Source organism: Streptomyces sp. NPDC028289, assembly GCF_055565975.1.
On the sequence record NZ_JBVHTI010000016.1, the window covers coordinates 58,386 to 75,837 of the forward strand.

General features: G+C 69.9%; 17 protein-coding genes and 1 pseudogene. 8 read left to right on the forward strand and 10 right to left on the reverse strand.

The window, feature by feature from the left end:
* Positions 1-68: 68 nt before the first annotated feature.
* Together ilvC and ACZ4UV_RS49295 are read right to left on the reverse strand one after the other, a co-directional pair.
* A complete protein-coding gene (gene ilvC, locus ACZ4UV_RS49290; protein WP_467848782.1) occupies positions 69-1,073 on the reverse strand; it encodes a ketol-acid reductoisomerase in 1,005 nt (334 codons plus the stop codon).
* 116 nt (positions 1,074-1,189) lie between these two features.
* Positions 1,190-1,747, reverse strand: a complete 558-nt coding sequence (locus ACZ4UV_RS49295) for a GNAT family N-acetyltransferase (protein WP_451023179.1) — start codon at positions 1,745-1,747, stop codon at positions 1,190-1,192.
* A gap of 237 nt (positions 1,748-1,984) precedes the next feature.
* Between ACZ4UV_RS49295 and ACZ4UV_RS49300 the strand changes: the two genes are divergently transcribed.
* Positions 1,985-3,085, forward strand: coding sequence for a phenylacetate--CoA ligase family protein (locus tag ACZ4UV_RS49300; protein ID WP_451023178.1), 1,101 nt, complete (start codon positions 1,985-1,987; stop codon positions 3,083-3,085).
* On the forward strand, positions 3,085-4,479 hold the full coding sequence (locus ACZ4UV_RS49305; RefSeq protein WP_467848789.1) for an aldehyde dehydrogenase family protein: 1,395 nt from the start codon (positions 3,085-3,087) through the stop codon (positions 4,477-4,479). Before ACZ4UV_RS49300 ends, ACZ4UV_RS49305 begins: the two co-directional genes overlap by 1 nt.
* A 171-nt stretch (positions 4,480-4,650) precedes the next feature.
* On the opposite strand, the gene ACZ4UV_RS49310 is transcribed toward ACZ4UV_RS49305, so the two are convergent.
* Both ACZ4UV_RS49310 and ACZ4UV_RS49315 read right to left on the reverse strand, forming a co-directional pair.
* On the reverse strand, positions 4,651-5,271 hold the full coding sequence (locus ACZ4UV_RS49310; RefSeq protein ID WP_467848793.1) for a DUF5134 domain-containing protein: 621 nt from the start codon (positions 5,269-5,271) through the stop codon (positions 4,651-4,653).
* Positions 5,272-5,288: 17 nt separating this feature from the next.
* Entirely contained in the window at positions 5,289-5,675 is a 387-nt protein-coding gene (locus ACZ4UV_RS49315; protein WP_229878697.1) for a cupin domain-containing protein, read from the reverse strand.
* A gap of 369 nt (positions 5,676-6,044) precedes the next feature.
* On the opposite strand from ACZ4UV_RS49315, the gene ACZ4UV_RS49320 reads away from it, so the two are divergent.
* Entirely contained in the window at positions 6,045-6,941 is an 897-nt protein-coding gene (locus ACZ4UV_RS49320) for an RNA polymerase sigma-70 factor (protein WP_467848795.1), read from the forward strand.
* A 128-nt stretch (positions 6,942-7,069) separates the two neighbouring features.
* Here the strand turns inward: ACZ4UV_RS49320 and fdxA are convergent.
* A pseudogene (gene fdxA, locus ACZ4UV_RS49325) lies at positions 7,070-7,372 on the reverse strand (ferredoxin); the annotation flags it as partial.
* Positions 7,373-7,553: 181 nt separating this feature from the next.
* Between fdxA and ACZ4UV_RS49330 the strand changes: the two are divergent.
* The 3 genes from ACZ4UV_RS49330 to ACZ4UV_RS49340 all read left to right on the forward strand — a co-directional run bounded on the left by ACZ4UV_RS49330 (position 7,554) and on the right by ACZ4UV_RS49340 (position 11,395).
* The gene (locus ACZ4UV_RS49330; protein ID WP_467848799.1) at positions 7,554-9,296 is read left to right on the forward strand and encodes an L-aspartate oxidase; all 1,743 of its coding nucleotides are present in this window, start codon (positions 7,554-7,556) and stop codon (positions 9,294-9,296) included.
* Between the two features lie 118 nt (positions 9,297-9,414).
* Positions 9,415-10,161 carry an SDR family oxidoreductase gene (locus tag ACZ4UV_RS49335; protein WP_467848801.1) on the forward strand — a complete coding sequence of 249 codons (747 nt, stop codon included), beginning with the start codon at positions 9,415-9,417 and terminating at the stop codon, positions 10,159-10,161.
* A 244-nt stretch (positions 10,162-10,405) separates the two neighbouring features.
* Positions 10,406-11,395: a sigma-70 family RNA polymerase sigma factor gene (locus ACZ4UV_RS49340; RefSeq protein ID WP_467848804.1), complete on the forward strand. Its 990-nt coding sequence runs from the start codon at positions 10,406-10,408 to the stop codon at positions 11,393-11,395.
* On the opposite strand, the gene ACZ4UV_RS49345 is transcribed toward ACZ4UV_RS49340, so the two are convergent.
* Together ACZ4UV_RS49345 and ACZ4UV_RS49350 are read right to left on the reverse strand one after the other, a co-directional pair.
* Complete coding sequence (locus tag ACZ4UV_RS49345) at positions 11,349-12,071, reverse strand: sigma-70 family RNA polymerase sigma factor family protein (protein WP_467848807.1); 723 nt, start codon at positions 12,069-12,071, stop codon at positions 11,349-11,351. The two genes, ACZ4UV_RS49340 and ACZ4UV_RS49345, sit on opposite strands and share 47 nt — an antisense overlap.
* Positions 12,072-12,231: 160 nt before the next feature.
* Complete coding sequence (locus ACZ4UV_RS49350) at positions 12,232-12,888, reverse strand: TetR/AcrR family transcriptional regulator (protein WP_467848811.1); 657 nt, start codon at positions 12,886-12,888, stop codon at positions 12,232-12,234.
* A gap of 173 nt (positions 12,889-13,061) precedes the next feature.
* On the opposite strand from ACZ4UV_RS49350, the gene ACZ4UV_RS49355 reads away from it, so the two are divergent.
* Positions 13,062-13,799 (forward strand): SDR family NAD(P)-dependent oxidoreductase, encoded by a 738-nt coding sequence (locus ACZ4UV_RS49355; protein WP_467848816.1) that lies wholly within the window; start codon positions 13,062-13,064, stop codon positions 13,797-13,799.
* Between the two features lie 158 nt (positions 13,800-13,957).
* The gene (locus ACZ4UV_RS49360; RefSeq protein WP_467848820.1) at positions 13,958-14,362 is read left to right on the forward strand and encodes an OsmC family protein; all 405 of its coding nucleotides are present in this window, start codon (positions 13,958-13,960) and stop codon (positions 14,360-14,362) included.
* A gap of 92 nt (positions 14,363-14,454) precedes the next feature.
* On the opposite strand, the gene ACZ4UV_RS49365 is transcribed toward ACZ4UV_RS49360, so the two are convergent.
* From ACZ4UV_RS49365 to ACZ4UV_RS49375, 3 genes are all read right to left on the reverse strand, one after another.
* On the reverse strand, positions 14,455-15,174 hold the full coding sequence (locus tag ACZ4UV_RS49365) for an alpha/beta fold hydrolase (protein ID WP_388929294.1): 720 nt from the start codon (positions 15,172-15,174) through the stop codon (positions 14,455-14,457).
* A gap of 49 nt (positions 15,175-15,223) precedes the next feature.
* Positions 15,224-16,174 carry an alpha/beta hydrolase gene (locus tag ACZ4UV_RS49370; RefSeq protein WP_467848826.1) on the reverse strand — a complete coding sequence of 317 codons (951 nt, stop codon included), beginning with the start codon at positions 16,172-16,174 and terminating at the stop codon, positions 15,224-15,226.
* 126 nt (positions 16,175-16,300) lie between these two features.
* The gene (locus tag ACZ4UV_RS49375) at positions 16,301-17,077 is read right to left on the reverse strand and encodes a DUF427 domain-containing protein (protein WP_467848830.1); all 777 of its coding nucleotides are present in this window, start codon (positions 17,075-17,077) and stop codon (positions 16,301-16,303) included.
* Positions 17,078-17,452 lie beyond the last annotated feature (375 nt).

Consider the following 17,452-nt stretch of genomic DNA (forward strand, 5'->3'; position numbering starts at 1 on the left):
CCGAGCAGGGTGACATGCAGTGTCGTCATGAGACCGTCACCGGTTCCCTTCCGTGCCGGCCCGCACGATCACGAGTGCTCCTCTTCGTTGACCCAACTCATCAGCTTGCGTAGCTCCTTGCCGGTGGTTTCCAGCAGCAGTTCGGAGTCCTGCCGCTTGTACTCGGCGTACTTCTTCAGACCGCCGTGGTACTCGGCCATCCAGTTCCCGGCGAATGAGCCGTCCTGGATCTCGGCGAGGACCTTCTGCATCTCGGCCTTGGTGGCGTCGGTAATGATTCTCGGGCCGGTGACGTAGTCGCCCCACTCGGCGGTCTCGGAGATCGACCAGCGCATCTTCTCCAGGCCGCCCTCGTACATCAGGTCGACGATGAGCTTCAGCTCGTGCAGGCACTCGAAGTAGGCGATCTCCGGCTGGTAGCCCGCCTCGGTCAGCGTCTCGAAGCCCGCCTTGACCAGGGCTGACACGCCACCGGCGAGCACGGCCTGCTCACCGAACAGGTCGGTCTCGGTCTCCTCGGTGAAGGTCGTCCTGATGACACCCGCACGGGTGCCACCGATGCCCTTGGCGTACGACAGGGCCAGCGGGAAGGCGCTTCCTGTGGCGTCCTGCTCGACCGCCACCAGACACGGAACGCCGCGGCCCTCCTCGTACTGGCGACGCACCAGGTGGCCCGGGCCCTTGGGGGCGACCATGCATACGTCCATGTTCGCCGGCGGCTCAATGAAGCCGAAGCGGATGTTGAAACCATGCCCGAAGAACAGCGCGTCGCCGTCCTTCAGGTTCGGGGCGATGTGCTGCTTGTAGATCTCGCCCTGGAGCGGGTCCGGGACGAGGATCATGATCACGTCGGCCTCGGCAGCGGCTTCCGTCACCGTTACCACACGCAGGCCCTGCTCCTCGGCCTTCGCCCAGGACTTGGAACCCTCGTGGAGCCCCACGCACACGTCCACACCCGAGTCACGCAGCGACAGCGCGTGGGCATGACCCTGGCTCCCGTAACCGATGACCGCGACCTTGCGGCCCTGGATGATGGACAGGTCGGCGTCGGTGTCATAGAACAGCTCGGCCATGGCAATCCCTCGCTCGTAGCCGCCCGCATCGCACCGCGGGGAGAAACACCCGCCGTCGAGCGACAGCCCAAACACTATCTCATTCAATGTTGTCACACGTATTGCACTGTGCGAGTTCAGCAAGTAGGCGACGCATCCTCGAAGGAGCGGCGGAGAACCCGCTGAACTCCAGCTTCGGGGGCCGACGGGCGTGCCGACGACCCCGACACACGGTGCTTTCCAGCGCCGCGTTGCCACCACCCACGTCGCGTTGACGAGCAGGCGAGGGCGATGCTGATGTCTTGCGTTCGAGCCAGGACCGTCGTCGCACTGCCCGTCTCCAGGACCGTGCGCAGCGGAACGCCGGTGCGGTGCAGCACGGCCGCCATGCGGGCGTCGTCGGGGTGGATGACGCCGTAGACCTCAGGTACGCCCAACACGACGGCGGACCGGCCGAGTTCTTCCAGGAGCCGGGTGCCCAGCCCCCTGTTCTGCCAGGTGTCCTCCACCAGCAGCGCTGCCGCCAGGTGCACCGAGTGGGGTCGGGACAGCAGCGGCCCCAGGTAGGTGTCGGGGTCGCCCATGGCCCGGTGGTAGCGGTGCCACCGGGCGGCGGCGGAGCACCGGCGGTGCAGAGCGGCCACACGGGGCTCGTCGTCCTGGTCGACGCGTACGATCCGCAGTCCCTGTCGCATGTCCCTCTCCCTCGCCCTCGGCACACCGCCTGTCGGCTTTGGCCCAGTCATCAGACCGGGAGACACGGGCCGTTGTGACGTGTGCCGGTGCCAGGGGCGCTGCCACTTTTCCGCGGGGCTGTCACATACGCCTGCACCCCTCGGTCTTCTCTGCGAGAGCGGGTCGGGCCCGCGGGACCGCCCGGGACGCGCGGCTCTCACGCGTCCGCCCTCAGCGACTTCGAGAAAGGCGGTTCCATGCCGATCGGCTCATTCACCGTTCTGGACGCCGGACCCTTCGACGGGGTGGACCCCGACGACTACGTCAGGGCGGCCATGCAGTGGCACTTCGCTCCCGAGACGGGGTCCCGGTACTGGCTGGAACGGGTCGACCGGCTCGGTTTCGACCCCCGCCACGACGTCAAGGGCGTGGCGGACCTGGCGCTCTTTCCCGATCTGACGGACGAGCTGCGCGATGTGCAGGTGTCCGATCTCGTCCCCCGCGGCTACGGTCCGCAGGCCCGACCACTGCACGTGTTCGAGAGCGGCGGCACGACCGGGGCGCCCAAGCGGGTCGTGCAGATGGACGACTGGGCGCGGCACGGCAGCGAGCAGGTGACCCGCCAGCTCCGGGACCACGCACTGCCGGTCGGCGCGCTGTGGCTGACCGTGGCGCCGACCGGCCCGCACCTCGTGGGCGATGTGCTGCAACGGGCCGCGGCAAGTCTTGGCAGCCCGGGGCTGGGGGTCGACATGGATCCCCGCTGGGTCAAGAAGCTCGTCGCCGCGGGCCGTCGCGACGAGGTCGACGCCTACACCGACCATCTCGTGGACCAGTGCCGGCGCATCCTGCTCGGCCAGGACATCGGTGTCATAGCCGCCACCACCCCGATGCTGGAGCGCCTCGCCCGGGACAGCGACCTCGTGGAGGTCATCAACGGCAAAGCCCAGGCGATCATCTGGGGCGGCACCCACATGGATCCCGACACCCGGGACCTGTTGCGGACCGAGGTGTTTCCCGACGTGCCACTGATCGGCATGTACGGCAACACCATGATGCTCACCGCGCTTATGGAGCGGGTCGGTCTCACGGCGTCGGAGCCGTGTGTGTTCGACCCCGTCTCGCCGTACGTCTTCCTGAGCATCGTGGATCCCGACACCGGGCAACAGGTGGCGGAGGGCGAGCGGGGCCAGGTGGTGGTGAGCCACGTCAGCAAGTCCATGCTGATCCCCAACAACAGGGAGCGGGACACCGCGTTGCGGGTCCGCCCGGCTGACGGCCACGCCGGGGACGCCGTCGCCGACGTCGCGCCGGTTCCCGCGGTCAAGGGTGAGACGGTCATCGAGGGTGTCTACTGATGGCCCCCGTACCGACCTCCGAGCCGCTGCACCTCGACGCCCTGGGCCCGCGGGGCACTTACCGCACACGCGTGCCGAGCACAGTGACCGACGTGGCCGGTGCACCGATCGCGCGGCTGAGTCTGGTTCCCCCGCTGTACGTGGCTCGGGCGATCGACGCCCTGCGCCAAGCACCGCCGATCGCCGCGGCCGACCTGGAGACCGTGTTCGCCACCGCCGGGGAGGCCTTCGCCGCGGGCACCGTGGGGGGCTTGAGCGTCCGGGAATACGAACGTCACGTCAGCCGGACCTCGGGTACACCGCTCGCCGTGGTGCGCGCCGCGACCCGGGGCACGGCGCACTTCGTTCGGCACGCCGCCTCGTCCGCCGACCGTGGAAGGCCGCGCGGCGCCGCCCGCGACCTCAGCGACCCCGTCCTGCATGAGACGCACACGGTGTGGGCGCGTCAGGGCGACGTGTTCGCCGTCAACGCGTCCGGCAACCATCCCGGCGTACACCGTGTCTGGCTGGAGGCACTGGCGCTGGGTTACCGCGTCGCCGTGCGCCCGTCCCGGCGCGAGCCCTTTACCCCCTACCGGCTCGTCGCGGCACTGCGTCAGGCGGGAATCCGGGACGACCAGCTCATGCTGCTGCCCACCGACCACGCGACCGCCGACACGCTCGTCCACGGCGCGGACCGGGCCGTGGTCTACGGCGGCGACGACGTGGTGACCAAGTACGCGCACGACGCGAGGATCCTGCCGCAGGGGCCGGGACGGTCGAAGATCCTCATCACCGCGGACACCGACTGGCGTGACCATCTGGACGCCCTCGTCGCGTCCGTCGCCGGCGAGAGCGGCACCGCGTGCGTCAACGCCACCGCCATCCTCGTCGAGGGCGACCCGGCCCCGCTCGCCGAAGCCCTCGCGGCACGTCTGGCCGTCCTGCCCAGCCTTCCCCCACAAGACGAGAGGGCCCGTCTGCCGGTGTGTCCGAAGGAGCGGGCGCGAACCCTCAGCGCGTTTCTGAAAACGGTGGCGGCCGGGACGCACGCCTGGCTCGGCAGCAACGGGATCGCCGACCATCTCGGAGACGGCAGCGCCGTGCTGCGCCCCGCCGTGCACCAGACCGCGAGCGCCCGCGCCCCTCAACTGCGCACCGAACTGCCCTTCCCCTGCGTGTGGATCGCCCCCTGGACCCGCGCGGAGGGCATGGCACCGCTGCGCAACACGCTGGTGCTGTCGGCACTGACCCGGGACCGGGACCTGTGGGAGGCCCTGGTCGCGGAACCCAGCATCGCCAACGTGTACTTCGGCGATCAGCCGACCCACTGGATGTCGCCGGGCGTCCCCCACGACAGCTATCTCTCCGACTTCCTGATGCGGAGCAAGGCGGTGTACGAGGGCCCGTCCTGAACGGCGCTCGCCTCCTCGGCGCGGGCCTACCGTGAGCGGTGCCCGCCCCTCGGTAGGGCGACGACCGTCGCTCCGACCGTCCGGCGCGGTGGTCCGCGGTCACTCAGCGCATGACCGCGGGCCACCGCGCCTTCGCCGTGCCGGGCGCGCGCCCGTTTTTCTTCCCCGCGCTCAGTGGGGCAGGACCAGCATCACGGCCGTCCCGAGCGCCATCGCCCCTTCACCCACGTGCCGTGACGGCGTCGCCGCCGCGGCACGGCGCGCCGCGCTCACGGCCGAGCGCAGCGAGGGCATGGGGCGGGTCAGCGACCACAGCGCATACGCCAGCAGACAGGACGCCAGCGACAGCGTGATCACGGAGCCGCCGAGGGGGACACCAGCGCCCAGAGCGCCGGGCCCGGTGGAGTGCGCAGCCGACCCGAGGTGTGCGTGCGCCGGTCCGGTCCCGGAGTGCGGCACGCGCAGCATCCAGGCCATCGCGGCCATACCGGCCGCGTGCGGCAGCCGGTGGGTCATCGCCGCCCTCCTCCCGGCCTCCCGACGGCCGACAGGCAGGAGAAACCACACCGCGCCGGCGGTGAAGACACCGCCGGCGACGGCGGCGGGCCCCGCGCGGACGTCGATCCAGGGCATCGCCGCCATGGACACGGCCATGGCGGCGGCCAGCAGCCGGTCCACCCGGACACCGAACCCGGTCCCGGGGGACCCGACGCCCCGCGCCAGCCCATGCAGGAGCACCGCCACAAACAGCAGCGTCAGCAGGCAGTGCACCAGGACGACGGGCGTGCCCATTCCGGCTCCGTGCCCGGTCAGGCGGTGGGGCGCGGTGCCCGCAGGTGGGCGCGCTCCGCCAGTTCCTTCTCGTCGACCAGTTCCAGCATGGGCTTGCCCGGAGCACACATCATGGTCACCACGAACCGGGTCCGCGCGTCGGAAAGCGCGTTGCCGTCCTGGTAGTGGATGGCGTCTCCGCCGGGCTCCCAGAAGGTGCCGCCCGCCTCCACCACGCGCTCGGGCTCGCCCTCGAGCTCGAAACGGACCGCGCCCTCGACGACGTAGCCGAAGGCGGGGCCGGAGTGCCGGTGCGGGGGCGTGCCCGGGTCGCCCGGCTCCCACTCGACGAGAATGGTCATCGCCGACGCCCCCTCCGGGACGGTGATCGGTGCGGCGTCCTGGAGCACCTTCGCCGCCGTCATCCAGCCGGCGGTCCCCTCCTGATCGCCGTGCCCGTGGTGGCCGTGGGCGGAGTGGTCGTGTGCTGTCATGCTGTCCGACACTGTGTTGCACCTTCCGTAGGCGTGAACATCGTTCGTCACTGGTGACCGGGGACCGGGCGCATGTGTGACAACCGGCCTCTCACACCGTCCTTACACCTGTCGATCGCGGTCTTCCGAAGCACGGGGCGGGCAGTGGTCCGGGAGGGCAAACCTGGCGGATCGGGCGCGACGATTGCCACCGTGTGACCGGGGATCGCGAAAGAGATAGCGTGAGCAGATGCGGCCCGCAGCGCGTACCCTCCCCCCTCGCGCGTAGCATGTAGGGCGCAAAGCCAGAAGGGACGACCCATGCGCGCTGGCGCCCACCCCGACACGTTCGACCGCGGTCTCGACGACTTCCTCTCAACCAAACCCCGGTTGTTCGGCATCGCGTACCGCATCCTCGGCAGTGCCGTCGAAGCCGAGGACATCGTCCAGGACGCCTGGCTGCGATGGCAGAACACCGACCGCGCGCAGATCCATGAACCAGCCGCCTTCCTGACCACGGTCACCACCCGGCTCGCGATCAACCTGGCCCAGTCCGCGCGGGTACGCCGGGAGTCCTACGTCGGGCCTTGGCTCCCCGAGCCGGTCGACACCACCCAGGACCCGCACCTGGGGGCGGAACACGCCGAGGCGGTCGAGCTGGCGGTGCTGTTGCTGATGGAGAAGCTCAACCCGATCGAACGCGCCGCCTACGTGCTACGGGAGGCGTTCGACTACCCCTACCAGCGGGTCGCCGACATCCTGGAGACCAGCGACGCGAACGCTCGGCAGCTGGTCAGCCGGGCGCGCAAGCACCTGGGCGCCGAGCGCAAGGAGCGCGTCAGCCCCGCGGCCCACCGGCGTCTGCTCGAAGGCTTCCTCTCCGCCGCGCGCACGGGAGATCTCTCCACCCTGGAGGACCTGCTGACCTCGGACGTCGTCAGCTATTCGGACGGCGGCGGCATCCGCGGCGCGTCCAGGATCCCCGTCATCGGCCGCGATCACGTCTCGCGATACCTCGCTGCCTTCGCCCCGCGGTTCTGGCCGGATGCCGAGACCCGGTTCGTCGAGGCCAACGGCCGGCCCGCCGTGCTCGTCGCACGGGACAACGCCCCGGTGGCCCTGTTGTGCGTGGACGCGTCCGAGGCCGGCATCGAGCGCATCATGTGGGTGATGAACCCGGTCAAGCTGAACCCCTACGTCCTGTCCCTGGGGGCCTGACCCGCCGCACGCCCCGGGCCCGGCCCGCCGCACCGGGCCCGGGCGGTTCACCACGGGAACCACAGGTCGGCGTCGACGGCCTCCTCCTTGCGGGCGGCGAATCCGGACAGGTCGTTCTTGACCGCGTGCTGCGGGGGCAGAGCCGCGACCACCCGATGGTCGGCCCGCGCGGCCCGCCCGGTGCCCTCCCCCGGCGCGTCGCGGAAGTACTCGGCGTTCACGGACCGGTACTGCGCCCACTGTGCCGGCAGGTCGTCCTCGTGGAAGACGGCCTCGACCGGGCAGACCGGCTCGCAGGCGTGGCAGTCGACGCACTCCAAGGGATTGATGTACAGCGTCCGCTCGCCCTCGTAGATGCAGTCGACTGGGCACTCGATCACACACGCCCGGTCCTTGACGTCGACGCACGGCTCCGCGATGACGTAGGTCATCGTCCCCACCTCCTCTTCGCCGGCCGCCGGTTGCGGACCGCACGGCCTTCGTGCGCCCGGCCGGTGTGCGGTATGACCGGCCCGGCCGCCGGGGTGTGACGCCGACAGGCGGGCCCGGGCCAGGGCGGCGGTGTCACAAACCGTCACTCCACCTGGTCGTAGCAGGTGACCACCCCGAGCGATGGGAGCAATCGTGGTTGCCACCGAACAACGTCTTTCCACCACAGTGCTGGTGATCGGCACCGGCGGAGCGGGCCTGCGCGCGGCCATCGAGCTGGCCGAGGCCGGCGTCGATGTCCTCGCAGTCGGCAAGCGCCCCAAGGAGGACACCCACACCTCTCTCGCCGCCGGCGGGATCAATGCGGCCCTGGCCACGATGGACCCCGAGGACACCTGGCAGCAGCACGCCGCCGACACCCTCAAGGAGAGCTACCTCCTCGGCGACCCCCGCACCGCCGAGATCGTCACCCGGGGAGCCGCCCTCGGCATCGACGACCTGGAGCGCTACGGCATGGCCTTCGCCCGGGAGGAGGACGGCCGGATCTCCCAGCGCTTCTTCGGCGCCCACAAGTTCCGCCGCACCGCCTTCGCGGGCGACTACACGGGCCTGGAGATCCAGCGCACGCTCATCCGGCGCGCGAACCAGCTGGACATACCGGTGCTCGACAACGTCTACATCACCCGTCTCCTGGTCCACGACGGCGCCGTCTTCGGCGCCTACGGCTTCGGCCTTGCCGACGGCAGGCGCCACCTCGTGCATGCGGACGCCGTCATCCTCGCGGCCGGCGGCCACACCCGGATCTGGCGGCGCACCTCCTCACGGCGCGACGAGAACACCGGCGACTCCTTCCGGCTGGCCGCGGAGGCCGGAGCCCGGCTGCGCGACCCGGAACTCGTCCAGTTCCACCCCTCCGGCATCATCGAGCCGGAGAACGCGGCCGGGACCCTGGTGAGCGAGGCAGCCCGCGGCGAGGGCGGCATCCTGCGCAACGCGCTCGGCGAGCGGTACATGAACCGCTACGACCCCGTACGCATGGAGCTGTCCACACGCGACCGGGTCGCCCTCGCCTCCTACACCGAGATCAAGGAAGGCCGCGGCACGCCCAACGGCGGGGTGTGGCTCGACGTCTCCCACCTGCCCCGGCAGACCATCATGAACCGGCTTCCCCGCGTCTACCAGACACTGCTGGACTTGCAGATGCTGGACATCACCCGGGATCCCATCGAGGTCGCGCCCACCGCGCACTACTCGATGGGCGGTGTGTGGGTCCGCCCCGAGGACCACAGCACGGACGTGCGGGGCCTGTACGCCATCGGTGAGGCCTCCAGCGGACTGCACGGCGCCAACCGGCTCGGCGGCAACAGCCTCATCGAGCTGCTGGTGTACGGCCGCATCACCGGGCAGGCGGCCGCCGCCTACTCGGAGTCCCTGACCGCGCAGCCGCGCTCGGCCGCCGCGGTGGCCCAGGCGCGTGCGGAGGTCGACGACCTGCTCGCCGCGGACGGACCTGAGAACGTGCGCGCCCTGCAGCGCGCGATCCGCAACACCATGACCGAGCACGCGGGCGTGGTCCGCGACGAGGAGGGGCTGCGCACCGGGCTGGCGGAGCTGGACGCCATCGAGAAGCGCATGGAGAACGTCGGCGTCCATCCGGACATCGCGGGCTTCCAGGACCTCGCCCACGCCTTCGACCTCAAGTCCTCGGCACTGGCGGCGAGGGCCACACTGGAAGCGGCGCTGGAGCGGCGCGAGACGCGCGGATGCCACAACCGCAGCGACTACCCCGACATGGATCCCGCGCTGCAGGTGAACCTCGTCTGGTCCCCGACCGACGGCATCACCCGCGAGCCCATCAGCCCTGTCCCCGACGAGATCGCGGCCCTGATGGAGGACGTCTCGGCGGACGGAAAGCTCGTCGAATAGGAATCACCCTGCCCGGGAGAAGATTTCCGAAATTTGGAGAAAGGTGTCACAGCGCCGATCAATTCCCGGTCATACCTCGTGCAGGCGGCAGATGAGAATGAGTGAAAGGAACGTCCCCATGAAGGTCGTAGTGATCGGCGGCACCGGACTGATCGGCTCGAAGGTCGTCAGCAAGCTCAACGAACACGGCCACGAGGCGGTGGCGGCCGCCCCGAACACCGGCGTCAACACGCTGACGGGCGAGGGCCTGGCCGAGGTGCTGGAGGGCGCGGCCGTCGTGATCGACGTCTCCAACTCGCCCTCCTTCGCGGACGACGCCGTCATGGAGTTCTTCCGTACCTCCACCACCAACCTCCTCAAGGCTGAGGCGAACGCCGGTGTCACCCACCACGTCGCCCTGTCGGTGGTGGGTACGGAACGGCTCCAGGAGAGCGGCTACTTCCGTGCCAAGCAGGCGCAGGAGGAACTGATCAAGGCTTCCGGGATCCCGTGGTCGATCGTGCATGCCACGCAGTTCTTCGAGTTCATGAAGGGCATCGCCGAGTCGGCGACCGAGGGTGACACCGTCAAGCTGGCCCCGGTGAAGATCCAGCCCGTCTATTCGGACGACGTCGCCGCCACTGTGGGCCGCACCGCCGTGGGCACGCCGGTCAACGGTGTGGTCGAGGTGGCCGGTCCCGACACCTTCCAGCTGGACGAGCTGATCCGCAAGGGCCTGGCCGCCAAGAACGATGCGCGTACGGTCGTCGCCGACGTGCACGCCCCGTACTTCGGCGCCGAGTTGCAGGAGACCACGCTGCTTCCCGGCCCGGACGCCCGCATCGGCGAGACCCGTTTCGTCGATTGGCTCGCCCAGCAGCGGTAGGCGCGTCTTCCTGGGCCTGTCGTTCCACACCCCGTGCAACGACAGGCCTATTTTTTGTACGGCGCCGTAGATCAGCCGGCGCGCATGGCCGATTCCGCATCCACGTCGCTGAAAGTGCTCCAAAAAGCACTGTCACAGCGTCCTTGGTCCCTCGGTCTTGAGGGGGAAACGATCGCCGGGTCTGTGAGCGCCTCGTGGCCGCATTCCGACAACCCGGGCCCCGGAGGAATGGAGTCAGAGGGACATGTATCCAGAGACACCTCCCGCGGACAGGAACCTCGCCGAGGCCGTCACCACCTTCGTGGAACTGCGGCCCCGGCTCTTCGGTATCGCCTACCGCGTCCTGGGCAGCGCGACGGAAGCCGAGGACGTCGTGCAGGAGGCGTGGCTGCGCTGGCAGCGGACCGACCGTTCGGCGGTGGTCAGCCCTGCGGCGTTCCTGTCGAGCACGACGACGAGGCTGGCCATCAACGTGGCGCAGTCCGCCCGCGTGCGCCGCGAGACCTACATCGGGCCCTGGCTGCCCGAGCCCATCGACACCAGCATTGACCCGGTGGCCGGCGCTGAACGCGCCGAGGCCCTGGAACTCGCCCTGCTCCTCGTCCTGCAGAAGCTCACGCCCGTCGAACGGGCCGCCTACGTGCTGAGGGAGGCCTTCGAGTACGGCTACTCGGAGATCGCGGAGATACTGCGCCTCACCCCGGTCAACGCCAGGAAGATCGTGAGCAGGGCGCGCAAGCACCTCACGGACGACGAGCGGGACAGTGTCGACGTCCAGGAACACCGCAGGCTGCTCGATGCTTTCGTCGCGGCCGCCCAGGAAGGGGACGTCGCCTCGCTGGAAGCGCTCCTGACGCCCGACGCGGTCAGTCTGTCCGACGGCAACGGGCTGCGCGGCGCGGCCCGCGTACCCGTGGTCGGTCGTGCCCGGGTGGCGAACCTGTCGACCGCCTCGTCACGCTTCTGGCCGACGGTCGAGGTCGCACCCGTGCAGGCCAACGGGCGCGCCGGGGTTCTGCTGTACCGGGACGGCCTGCCCGCCACCTTCATGACCATCGCCGCCACACGGCGGGGGATCCACCGGGTTCTGTGGGTGTTCACCTCCGACAAGATCGCCGCCTTCCTCGGATCCCGCGCCCACTGCGCGCCCCTGCCCTCGCGTCCCGTGGACGCCGTGGCGCGTGAGCTCACCCGGGAAGGGAACGGTTCCAGCTACGCAGCTTGTCGGGGTTGAGAACCGCCCAGACCTGAACGACCAGCGAGTCCGCGATGTCGAGGGTCAGCACCGCGGCGACCTGGTCGTCGCACCGGGCGACGAGGCCGGTGCGCCCGTTGACCGATCCGGTGCACAGCGTCACACGCCGCTGTTCAGCCAGCAGGACCAACAGGCTGCGGGCGACCTGTTCGTCGCCGCGGACGGGCCGGGTCAGCGCCCGGATCTTGCCGCCGCTGTCGAAGAAGGCCGTCGCATCGGGGGCCAGCAGCGACCGCAGTCGGGGGCCGTCCTGATCGCTGCACGCCTGCCGCACGGCAACAGTGATCTCATCCTCGCGACGCGCCGACACAGGCCGCGCACGCCGCGCACCCACACTCAACAGGGCCCGCTCGACCGGTTCCACGTCCTCGTCGCACAACGCCCGCAGGGCCTGGATCTCCCGTTCCTCCCCGCCGGGCCAGGCCGACGCCGGTCGCATCAGACACGCCTCGTCCACGACCTGGGTGAGCCAGACGCGGGGGGACGGCATCCGGACCCGCTCCGGATCGGTAAGGCGGTACCACCGCCGGTAGGCCTCGTCGACGACGCGTTCGGCCGCGACGCGGCTGCCGAGCGCGCGGCAGGCGACGTCCAGCAGGTACCGCCGTTCGTCAAGCGACTCGGCGAGCGGTACCGCGCCAACGACATGATCCATGGAGCGACCCCCACGCCGACGAGAATCCGGAGCCGCAGCCGCCGCGACGGCATGACTCAGACGTTACCCGCCCCCGTCCGTACCCGGCTGGTCGACCGGCCTGATCAAGACAGAAGCTGCGGCATGACTTCACAACACACCGATGGTGTGCCACTTAGTGTCACGTCTTCGTCGGTGCAGAGACGCCCGACGGGTCCGCCATCCGCAGCTGGGCGGGGGGCGGATGCGGCAGGGCCGCGCGGTCACGGGCCCGCAGTCCGTCGAACGCGATCTCCAGGAAGCGTTCCCACGCCCGCGGTTCGCGGTCCAGCAGCGGCTGGGCGGTCTGGTGGATGCCGCCGAGGAGCAGCACGATGTCGGTTCCGGTGATGTCACCGCGGACGGCTTCTTGTTCTCTGGCCCGGGCGGTGAGGTCCTCGACCGTGTCGCAGAGCCGGTCGATGGCCTCGCGTACGTTCGCATGCTGCAGCGAGGGCCGACCGATGACGTCGCAGAACGCGCGGTCGGCGGCGAGCAGGCCGATTCCCTGTCCCATGAAGTCCTTCAGCGCACGGCCGGCGTCATCGGCGCGCAGGAGCCGGTCCGCCGTCTCGAGCAGCCGGTCGAGCAGCTGCATCATGATCGCCGCGAGAAGGTCGTCCTTCGTCGGGAAGTGCCGGAACACCGTGCCCTTGGCGACGCCGGCCCGCTGGGCGATCGTGTGCATCGACACATCCACCCCGCATTCGGCGAAGGCCTCGGTGGCCGCTCGCAGGAGCAGCCGTCGATTGCGCACGCTGTCGGCCCTGGCCTGCGCTGCCGCTGTTCTCCCGGCCATGACGCCTCCCTCTGAGTGTCACAACATTAACACTGAACATGACTCGCGGGTCATTTTCAGTGTTACGCTGGCACAACATGACCCCTCGGTCATCTTCTCGGGCCGCCCTGTCCTGTCCTCTCGCACACGACACGGCCTGCCCGTCTCACCCCACTACCCCTTTCGGAGTTGACATGAGTTCCGTTCTCGACCCCAAGGTCGTCCTTGTCACCGGCGCCTCGTCCGGCATCGGCAGGGCGACCGCACTGGCGCTGTCGAAGGCGGGGGCCACCGTGGCCGTCGGCGGCCGCAGGACCGACCGGCTCGAAGCACTGGCGCAGGAAGCGCCCGGGGAGATCCTCGTCCTGGACATGGATGTCAGCGACCCCGAGTCGGTGCGCAAGGCCGTCGACCGGACCGTCGAACGCTTCGGCACCCTCGACATCGTCGTGAACAACGCCGGCATCATGCTCACCGGCCCCGTCCTTGACGCCAATCCCGCGGAATGGACCCGCATGGTGGAGACCAACCTGCTGGGCTCCATGTACACGGTGCACGCCGCGCTGCCCCACCTGCTGCGCTCCCGCGGCGCGGTGGTCCAGATCTCCTCCACCTCGGGCCGTATCTCCTCGGCTGGCGCCGCGGTCTACTCCGCCACCAAGTTCGGCGTCAACGCCTTCACCGAGGCGCTGCGCCAAGAAGTGACCGAGCAGGGGGTCCGCGTCGTCGTCGTGGAGCCGGGCTTCGTGTCGACCGAGTTGGCCGACCACATCACGGACCCCACCAGGCGTGCCGCGGTCAAGACCATGGCCGAGTCGATGCGGACCCTTCAGCCGGAAGACATCGCGGCCGCGGTGGTCTACGCCGTCACACAGCCCGACCACGTCGCGGTCAACGAGATCCTCGTACGCCCCACCGACCAGTCCCGCTGATCCCCCCTGATCACCCGCGGGGCGGCAACCGCCGCCCCGCACCCCCTGCTTGCAGCCGAGTACGGGCACGCCGGCCGTCACAGTCGGGCGCCCCGCACGGTCTGAGCTTCGGGAGGCACAAGCCGTGCCTCTGCCCGTACCTCGGCTGAGAGGCAAGCATGAACACGCGCATCGTTACCGTGGCCGAAGGAAAGCAGCTCGCGCGCTCCGTGGCGATCGGTACACACCGCCTGACAGCCGACGAGCCGGAGCCCGTCGGCAGCGACACCGGCCCCACCCCGGGCGAACTCCTCCTGGCCGCGCTCGGAGCGTGCACGTCCATGGCGGTGCGGGCCTACGCGCAGCGCCACGAATGGCCGCTGGACCGGGTGGACGTCGCGGTCCGCTTCGACGCACAGGGGCAGGTGGTCAAGAACATCGGGCTCGTCGGGGAGTTGACGCCCGCGCAGCGGGACCAGCTCCTGGCGGTCGCGGGGCGCTGTCCTGTCCATCGGCTGCTGGCCAAGGACGTCACGATCATCACGGTGCCCACCCTGCTCGCGGAGCCCGCACCGCTGCCGTGACGGGTCGGGCTCACACAAGAACGCGGGGTGCGGGGTCCGGCCGTGAAGCCGGACCCCGCACCCCGCGTCCGTCAGGCGCGGGCCTCCGGCGCTCAGGCGGTCGCCTGCGCCGCCTCGTTGATCAGACGGGCCACGTCACCGGGGCGCGAGACGCTGACCGCGTGGGAGGCGGAGACCTTCATGACGGAAGCCCCGGCCCGCTCGGCCATGTAGGTCTGCACCTGCGGGGGGATGTTCCGGTCCTCGTCCGCCACCAGCACCCAGGAGCGAATGTCCCGCCACGCGGGCGCGGACGCGCCCTCCGCCAGCGCGGCATCGGCCACCGGCCGCTGTGTCGCGGCCATGACGGCCGTGGTCTCCTCGGGGACGTCAGCGGCGAACTGATCGTGGAACTTGGCCTGTTCGATGTACAGATCCATGACCTGCCTGCCGTCGGGCAGCGTCACCGGCACGGGCCGGAGCGTGTCGCCGAGGGTGCTGCCGGGGAACTTGCCCGACAGGGTGACGGCGCTCTCGCCCTCCTCCGGCAGGAACGCCGCGACGAAAACGAGCGCCTTGACCTCGGGCAGTCCCTTGGCCGCGTTGCTGATGACGGACCCACCGTAGGAATGGCCGACGAGGACGACGGGGCCCTCGACGGACGTCACGATCTGCCGGACGTAGTCGGCGTCGGTGGTCAGTCCGCGCAGCGGATTGGCGACGGCGATCACCGGATAGTCGTGCGCGAGCAGCTTGTCGACGACGCCGTTCCAGCTGGAGGCGTCCGCGAACGCGCCGTGTACGAGGACGATGGTGGGCTTGTGTGCGCTCATGGAAAATGGCCTTTCGACGTGCCGGGGAAATGTGGTCGGGTGTGCGGTGTCAGTCGGTTCCGAGAGCCTTGCGCAGCACGTGGATGGCCTGCTCGATCGCGGCGGTCGACGCCTGGGTGCGGCGGACCGTGTTCAGCATCATGAAGTCGTGCAGGGAGGCGTTGTAGCGGATGCTGGTCGTCGGTACACCGGCCTGGATGAGCTTGCGGGCGTAGGCCTCGCCCTCGTCGCGCAGCACGTCGTTCTCGTCGACGACGACAAGCGCCGGCGGCAGGTCCCGGAGGTCTCCCAGCGTCGCCCGCAACGGCGAGGCGGTGATCTGGGCGCGCTCGGCGGGGTCGGTGGTGTAGGCGTCCCAGAACCATTCCATGGCCTTGGCCGTCAGATGCGGGCCGTGCGCGAAGGTCCGGTAGCTCTCGGTGTCCTGGGCCGCGTCGGTGACGGGGTAGTACAGCGACTGGTGCACGAAGGCCACGTCGCCCCGCTGCTTGGCCATATGGGTCAGCGCGGCGGTCATGTTGCCGCCGACCGAGTCACCGACGACGGCCAGGCGGGAGGCGTCGAGGCCTTCGCCGGCGCCCTCGGTGGTGATCCACCGGGCGGTCGCGTAGGCCTGCTCGATGGCGACCGGGTACTTGGCCTCCGGGGAGCGGTCATACTCGACGAAGACCAGGGCGGCGTTCACCCCGACGGTCAGCTCGCGCACGAGCCGGTCGTGCGTGCCGGCGTTGCCGAGGATCCAGCCGCCGCCGTGCACGTAGAGGATGACGGGCAGGGGGCCAGAGCTGCCGACGGGCTTGAGGATGCGCACCCGCACGTCGCCGACCTCCGCCGGAACGGTGATCCACTTCTCGTCCACGTCGGGCTTCTCGATGGGCTGGGCCTGCACGTCGTCGAGCAGCTTGCGCGCGCCCTCGACCCCGAGCTCGTACAGCAGCGGCGGCTTGGCGGTCGCGTCGGCGAAATCCTGCGCGGCGGGCTCGAGAACGATGTCGCTCATGGTGTGTTCCTTCTCTGGCGATTAAGGAGGCTTTTCACACCATGGGACCAGCCCCGCAGCAGATGTGTGACACCAAAAGGTCCCGGGCAGTCGAGCGCGGCCCGGGACCGGACTCCGGAGCAGGGGCTAGGAACGGAGTGCGCCGGACTTCGGCAGCGGCTCGCCGTCCACGAAGAGGTCGACATGCTCGTTGTAGAAGGCCGTCAGGCCCGCGATGCGGTTGGCGTGGATGGTCGGGAAGTCGTACGCCCAGGCGATGTCCTCGTGGGCGGCGGTTGCGCCGTCGAACGACCAGTAGCCGCTCGTCGTTCCCTTGTACGGGCAGCGGGTCACCGTGTCGGTCCGCCGCAGTCGGGTCCAGTCGACGTGCGCGCGGTCAAGGTAGTAGCGCGTCGGCAGGCCGGTCTCGAAGAGTTTGACGCACGCCGGCGCCTCCGCCAGGACCACGCCCTCCAGCTCCACGCGGACGCTGCTGGAGGAACGCACGGCGTCCACACGCGAGTACGGGCTCCTGGGGTGGACGAAGACGGGTTCGTCCTCCTCGAACCAGTAGTCGATGGCCGGCCACTCGAAGCGCACTGTGCCCTGGAGCGGCGCCGGTGCGTCCTTCCCCCACACCCACGCGGCACCGGGGCGCGAGTCCCCGCCAACGGACAGAGTGTGCCGGTGCGCCGTGCCCGCGCCGTGCTCCTCGGCGACCCCTTCGTCGTCGAGGACGCCGTCGACGAGGTCCCGCACCGGGATGCTGAACTGCGGATAGGCCTGCCACTCCCAGACGTACAGGGCGCGCCGCGTGTCGAAGACGGTGCGACCGCCGATCACGCCCCTGATACGGCGAGGCACCGGCTCCACGTGCCCGACGGGCACGAGGAAGCTCGGATGCAGAACACTTTCGGTTTCCATGGTCATCACCTAAGTCGGTCGGAGGTTCCGCGCCCGTTCGGACCGGACGCGGAGAGTGTGTGCGCCCGGGACGCCCATCCTCGGGCCGTCACTGTCGCGGGGTTCGTCCGGCGCCGACGCACACAGCGCTGAGCAGGGCTTGCTTCGCTGTCACAGCAGGTGGCGAAGGCCGGTCTGTGCGGGGAGACGGTCCCCCGTGGAGAGGAGATCACGCCGTGCACACGCGTACCCATTATGACGCCAACACGCATGACACTAACAAGACAACCTTCTCATACACACTGTGCACACTGTCACCGAGGGCCGGACCCGGCGGCGGCCGGGCCCGGTAACGCACCCGGCCACACCAGCCGGTACCCCAGCCGCGCCCGACCG

Bases quoted from the DNA above. Each gene is read 5' to 3' on its own strand.
- ilvC (WP_467848782.1), bottom strand. From the start codon at position 1,073: ATGGCCGAGCTGTTCTATGACACCGACGCCGACCTGTCCATCATCCAG.
- ACZ4UV_RS49295 (WP_451023179.1), bottom strand. From the start codon at position 1,747: ATGCGACAGGGACTGCGGATCGTACGCGTCGACCAGGACGACGAGCCC.
- ACZ4UV_RS49300 (WP_451023178.1), top strand. From the start codon at position 1,985: ATGCCGATCGGCTCATTCACCGTTCTGGACGCCGGACCCTTCGACGGG.
- ACZ4UV_RS49305 (WP_467848789.1), top strand. From the start codon at position 3,085: ATGGCCCCCGTACCGACCTCCGAGCCGCTGCACCTCGACGCCCTGGGC.
- ACZ4UV_RS49310 (WP_467848793.1), bottom strand. From the start codon at position 5,271: ATGGGCACGCCCGTCGTCCTGGTGCACTGCCTGCTGACGCTGCTGTTT.
- ACZ4UV_RS49315 (WP_229878697.1), bottom strand. From the start codon at position 5,675: ATGACGGCGGCGAAGGTGCTCCAGGACGCCGCACCGATCACCGTCCCG.
- ACZ4UV_RS49320 (WP_467848795.1), top strand. From the start codon at position 6,045: ATGCGCGCTGGCGCCCACCCCGACACGTTCGACCGCGGTCTCGACGAC.
- ACZ4UV_RS49330 (WP_467848799.1), top strand. From the start codon at position 7,554: ATGGGAGCAATCGTGGTTGCCACCGAACAACGTCTTTCCACCACAGTG.
- ACZ4UV_RS49335 (WP_467848801.1), top strand. From the start codon at position 9,415: ATGAAGGTCGTAGTGATCGGCGGCACCGGACTGATCGGCTCGAAGGTC.
- ACZ4UV_RS49340 (WP_467848804.1), top strand. From the start codon at position 10,406: ATGTATCCAGAGACACCTCCCGCGGACAGGAACCTCGCCGAGGCCGTC.
- ACZ4UV_RS49345 (WP_467848807.1), bottom strand. From the start codon at position 12,071: ATGGATCATGTCGTTGGCGCGGTACCGCTCGCCGAGTCGCTTGACGAA.
- ACZ4UV_RS49350 (WP_467848811.1), bottom strand. From the start codon at position 12,888: ATGGCCGGGAGAACAGCGGCAGCGCAGGCCAGGGCCGACAGCGTGCGC.
- ACZ4UV_RS49355 (WP_467848816.1), top strand. From the start codon at position 13,062: ATGAGTTCCGTTCTCGACCCCAAGGTCGTCCTTGTCACCGGCGCCTCG.
- ACZ4UV_RS49360 (WP_467848820.1), top strand. From the start codon at position 13,958: ATGAACACGCGCATCGTTACCGTGGCCGAAGGAAAGCAGCTCGCGCGC.
- ACZ4UV_RS49365 (WP_388929294.1), bottom strand. From the start codon at position 15,174: ATGAGCGCACACAAGCCCACCATCGTCCTCGTACACGGCGCGTTCGCG.
- ACZ4UV_RS49370 (WP_467848826.1), bottom strand. From the start codon at position 16,174: ATGAGCGACATCGTTCTCGAGCCCGCCGCGCAGGATTTCGCCGACGCG.
- ACZ4UV_RS49375 (WP_467848830.1), bottom strand. From the start codon at position 17,077: ATGGAAACCGAAAGTGTTCTGCATCCGAGCTTCCTCGTGCCCGTCGGG.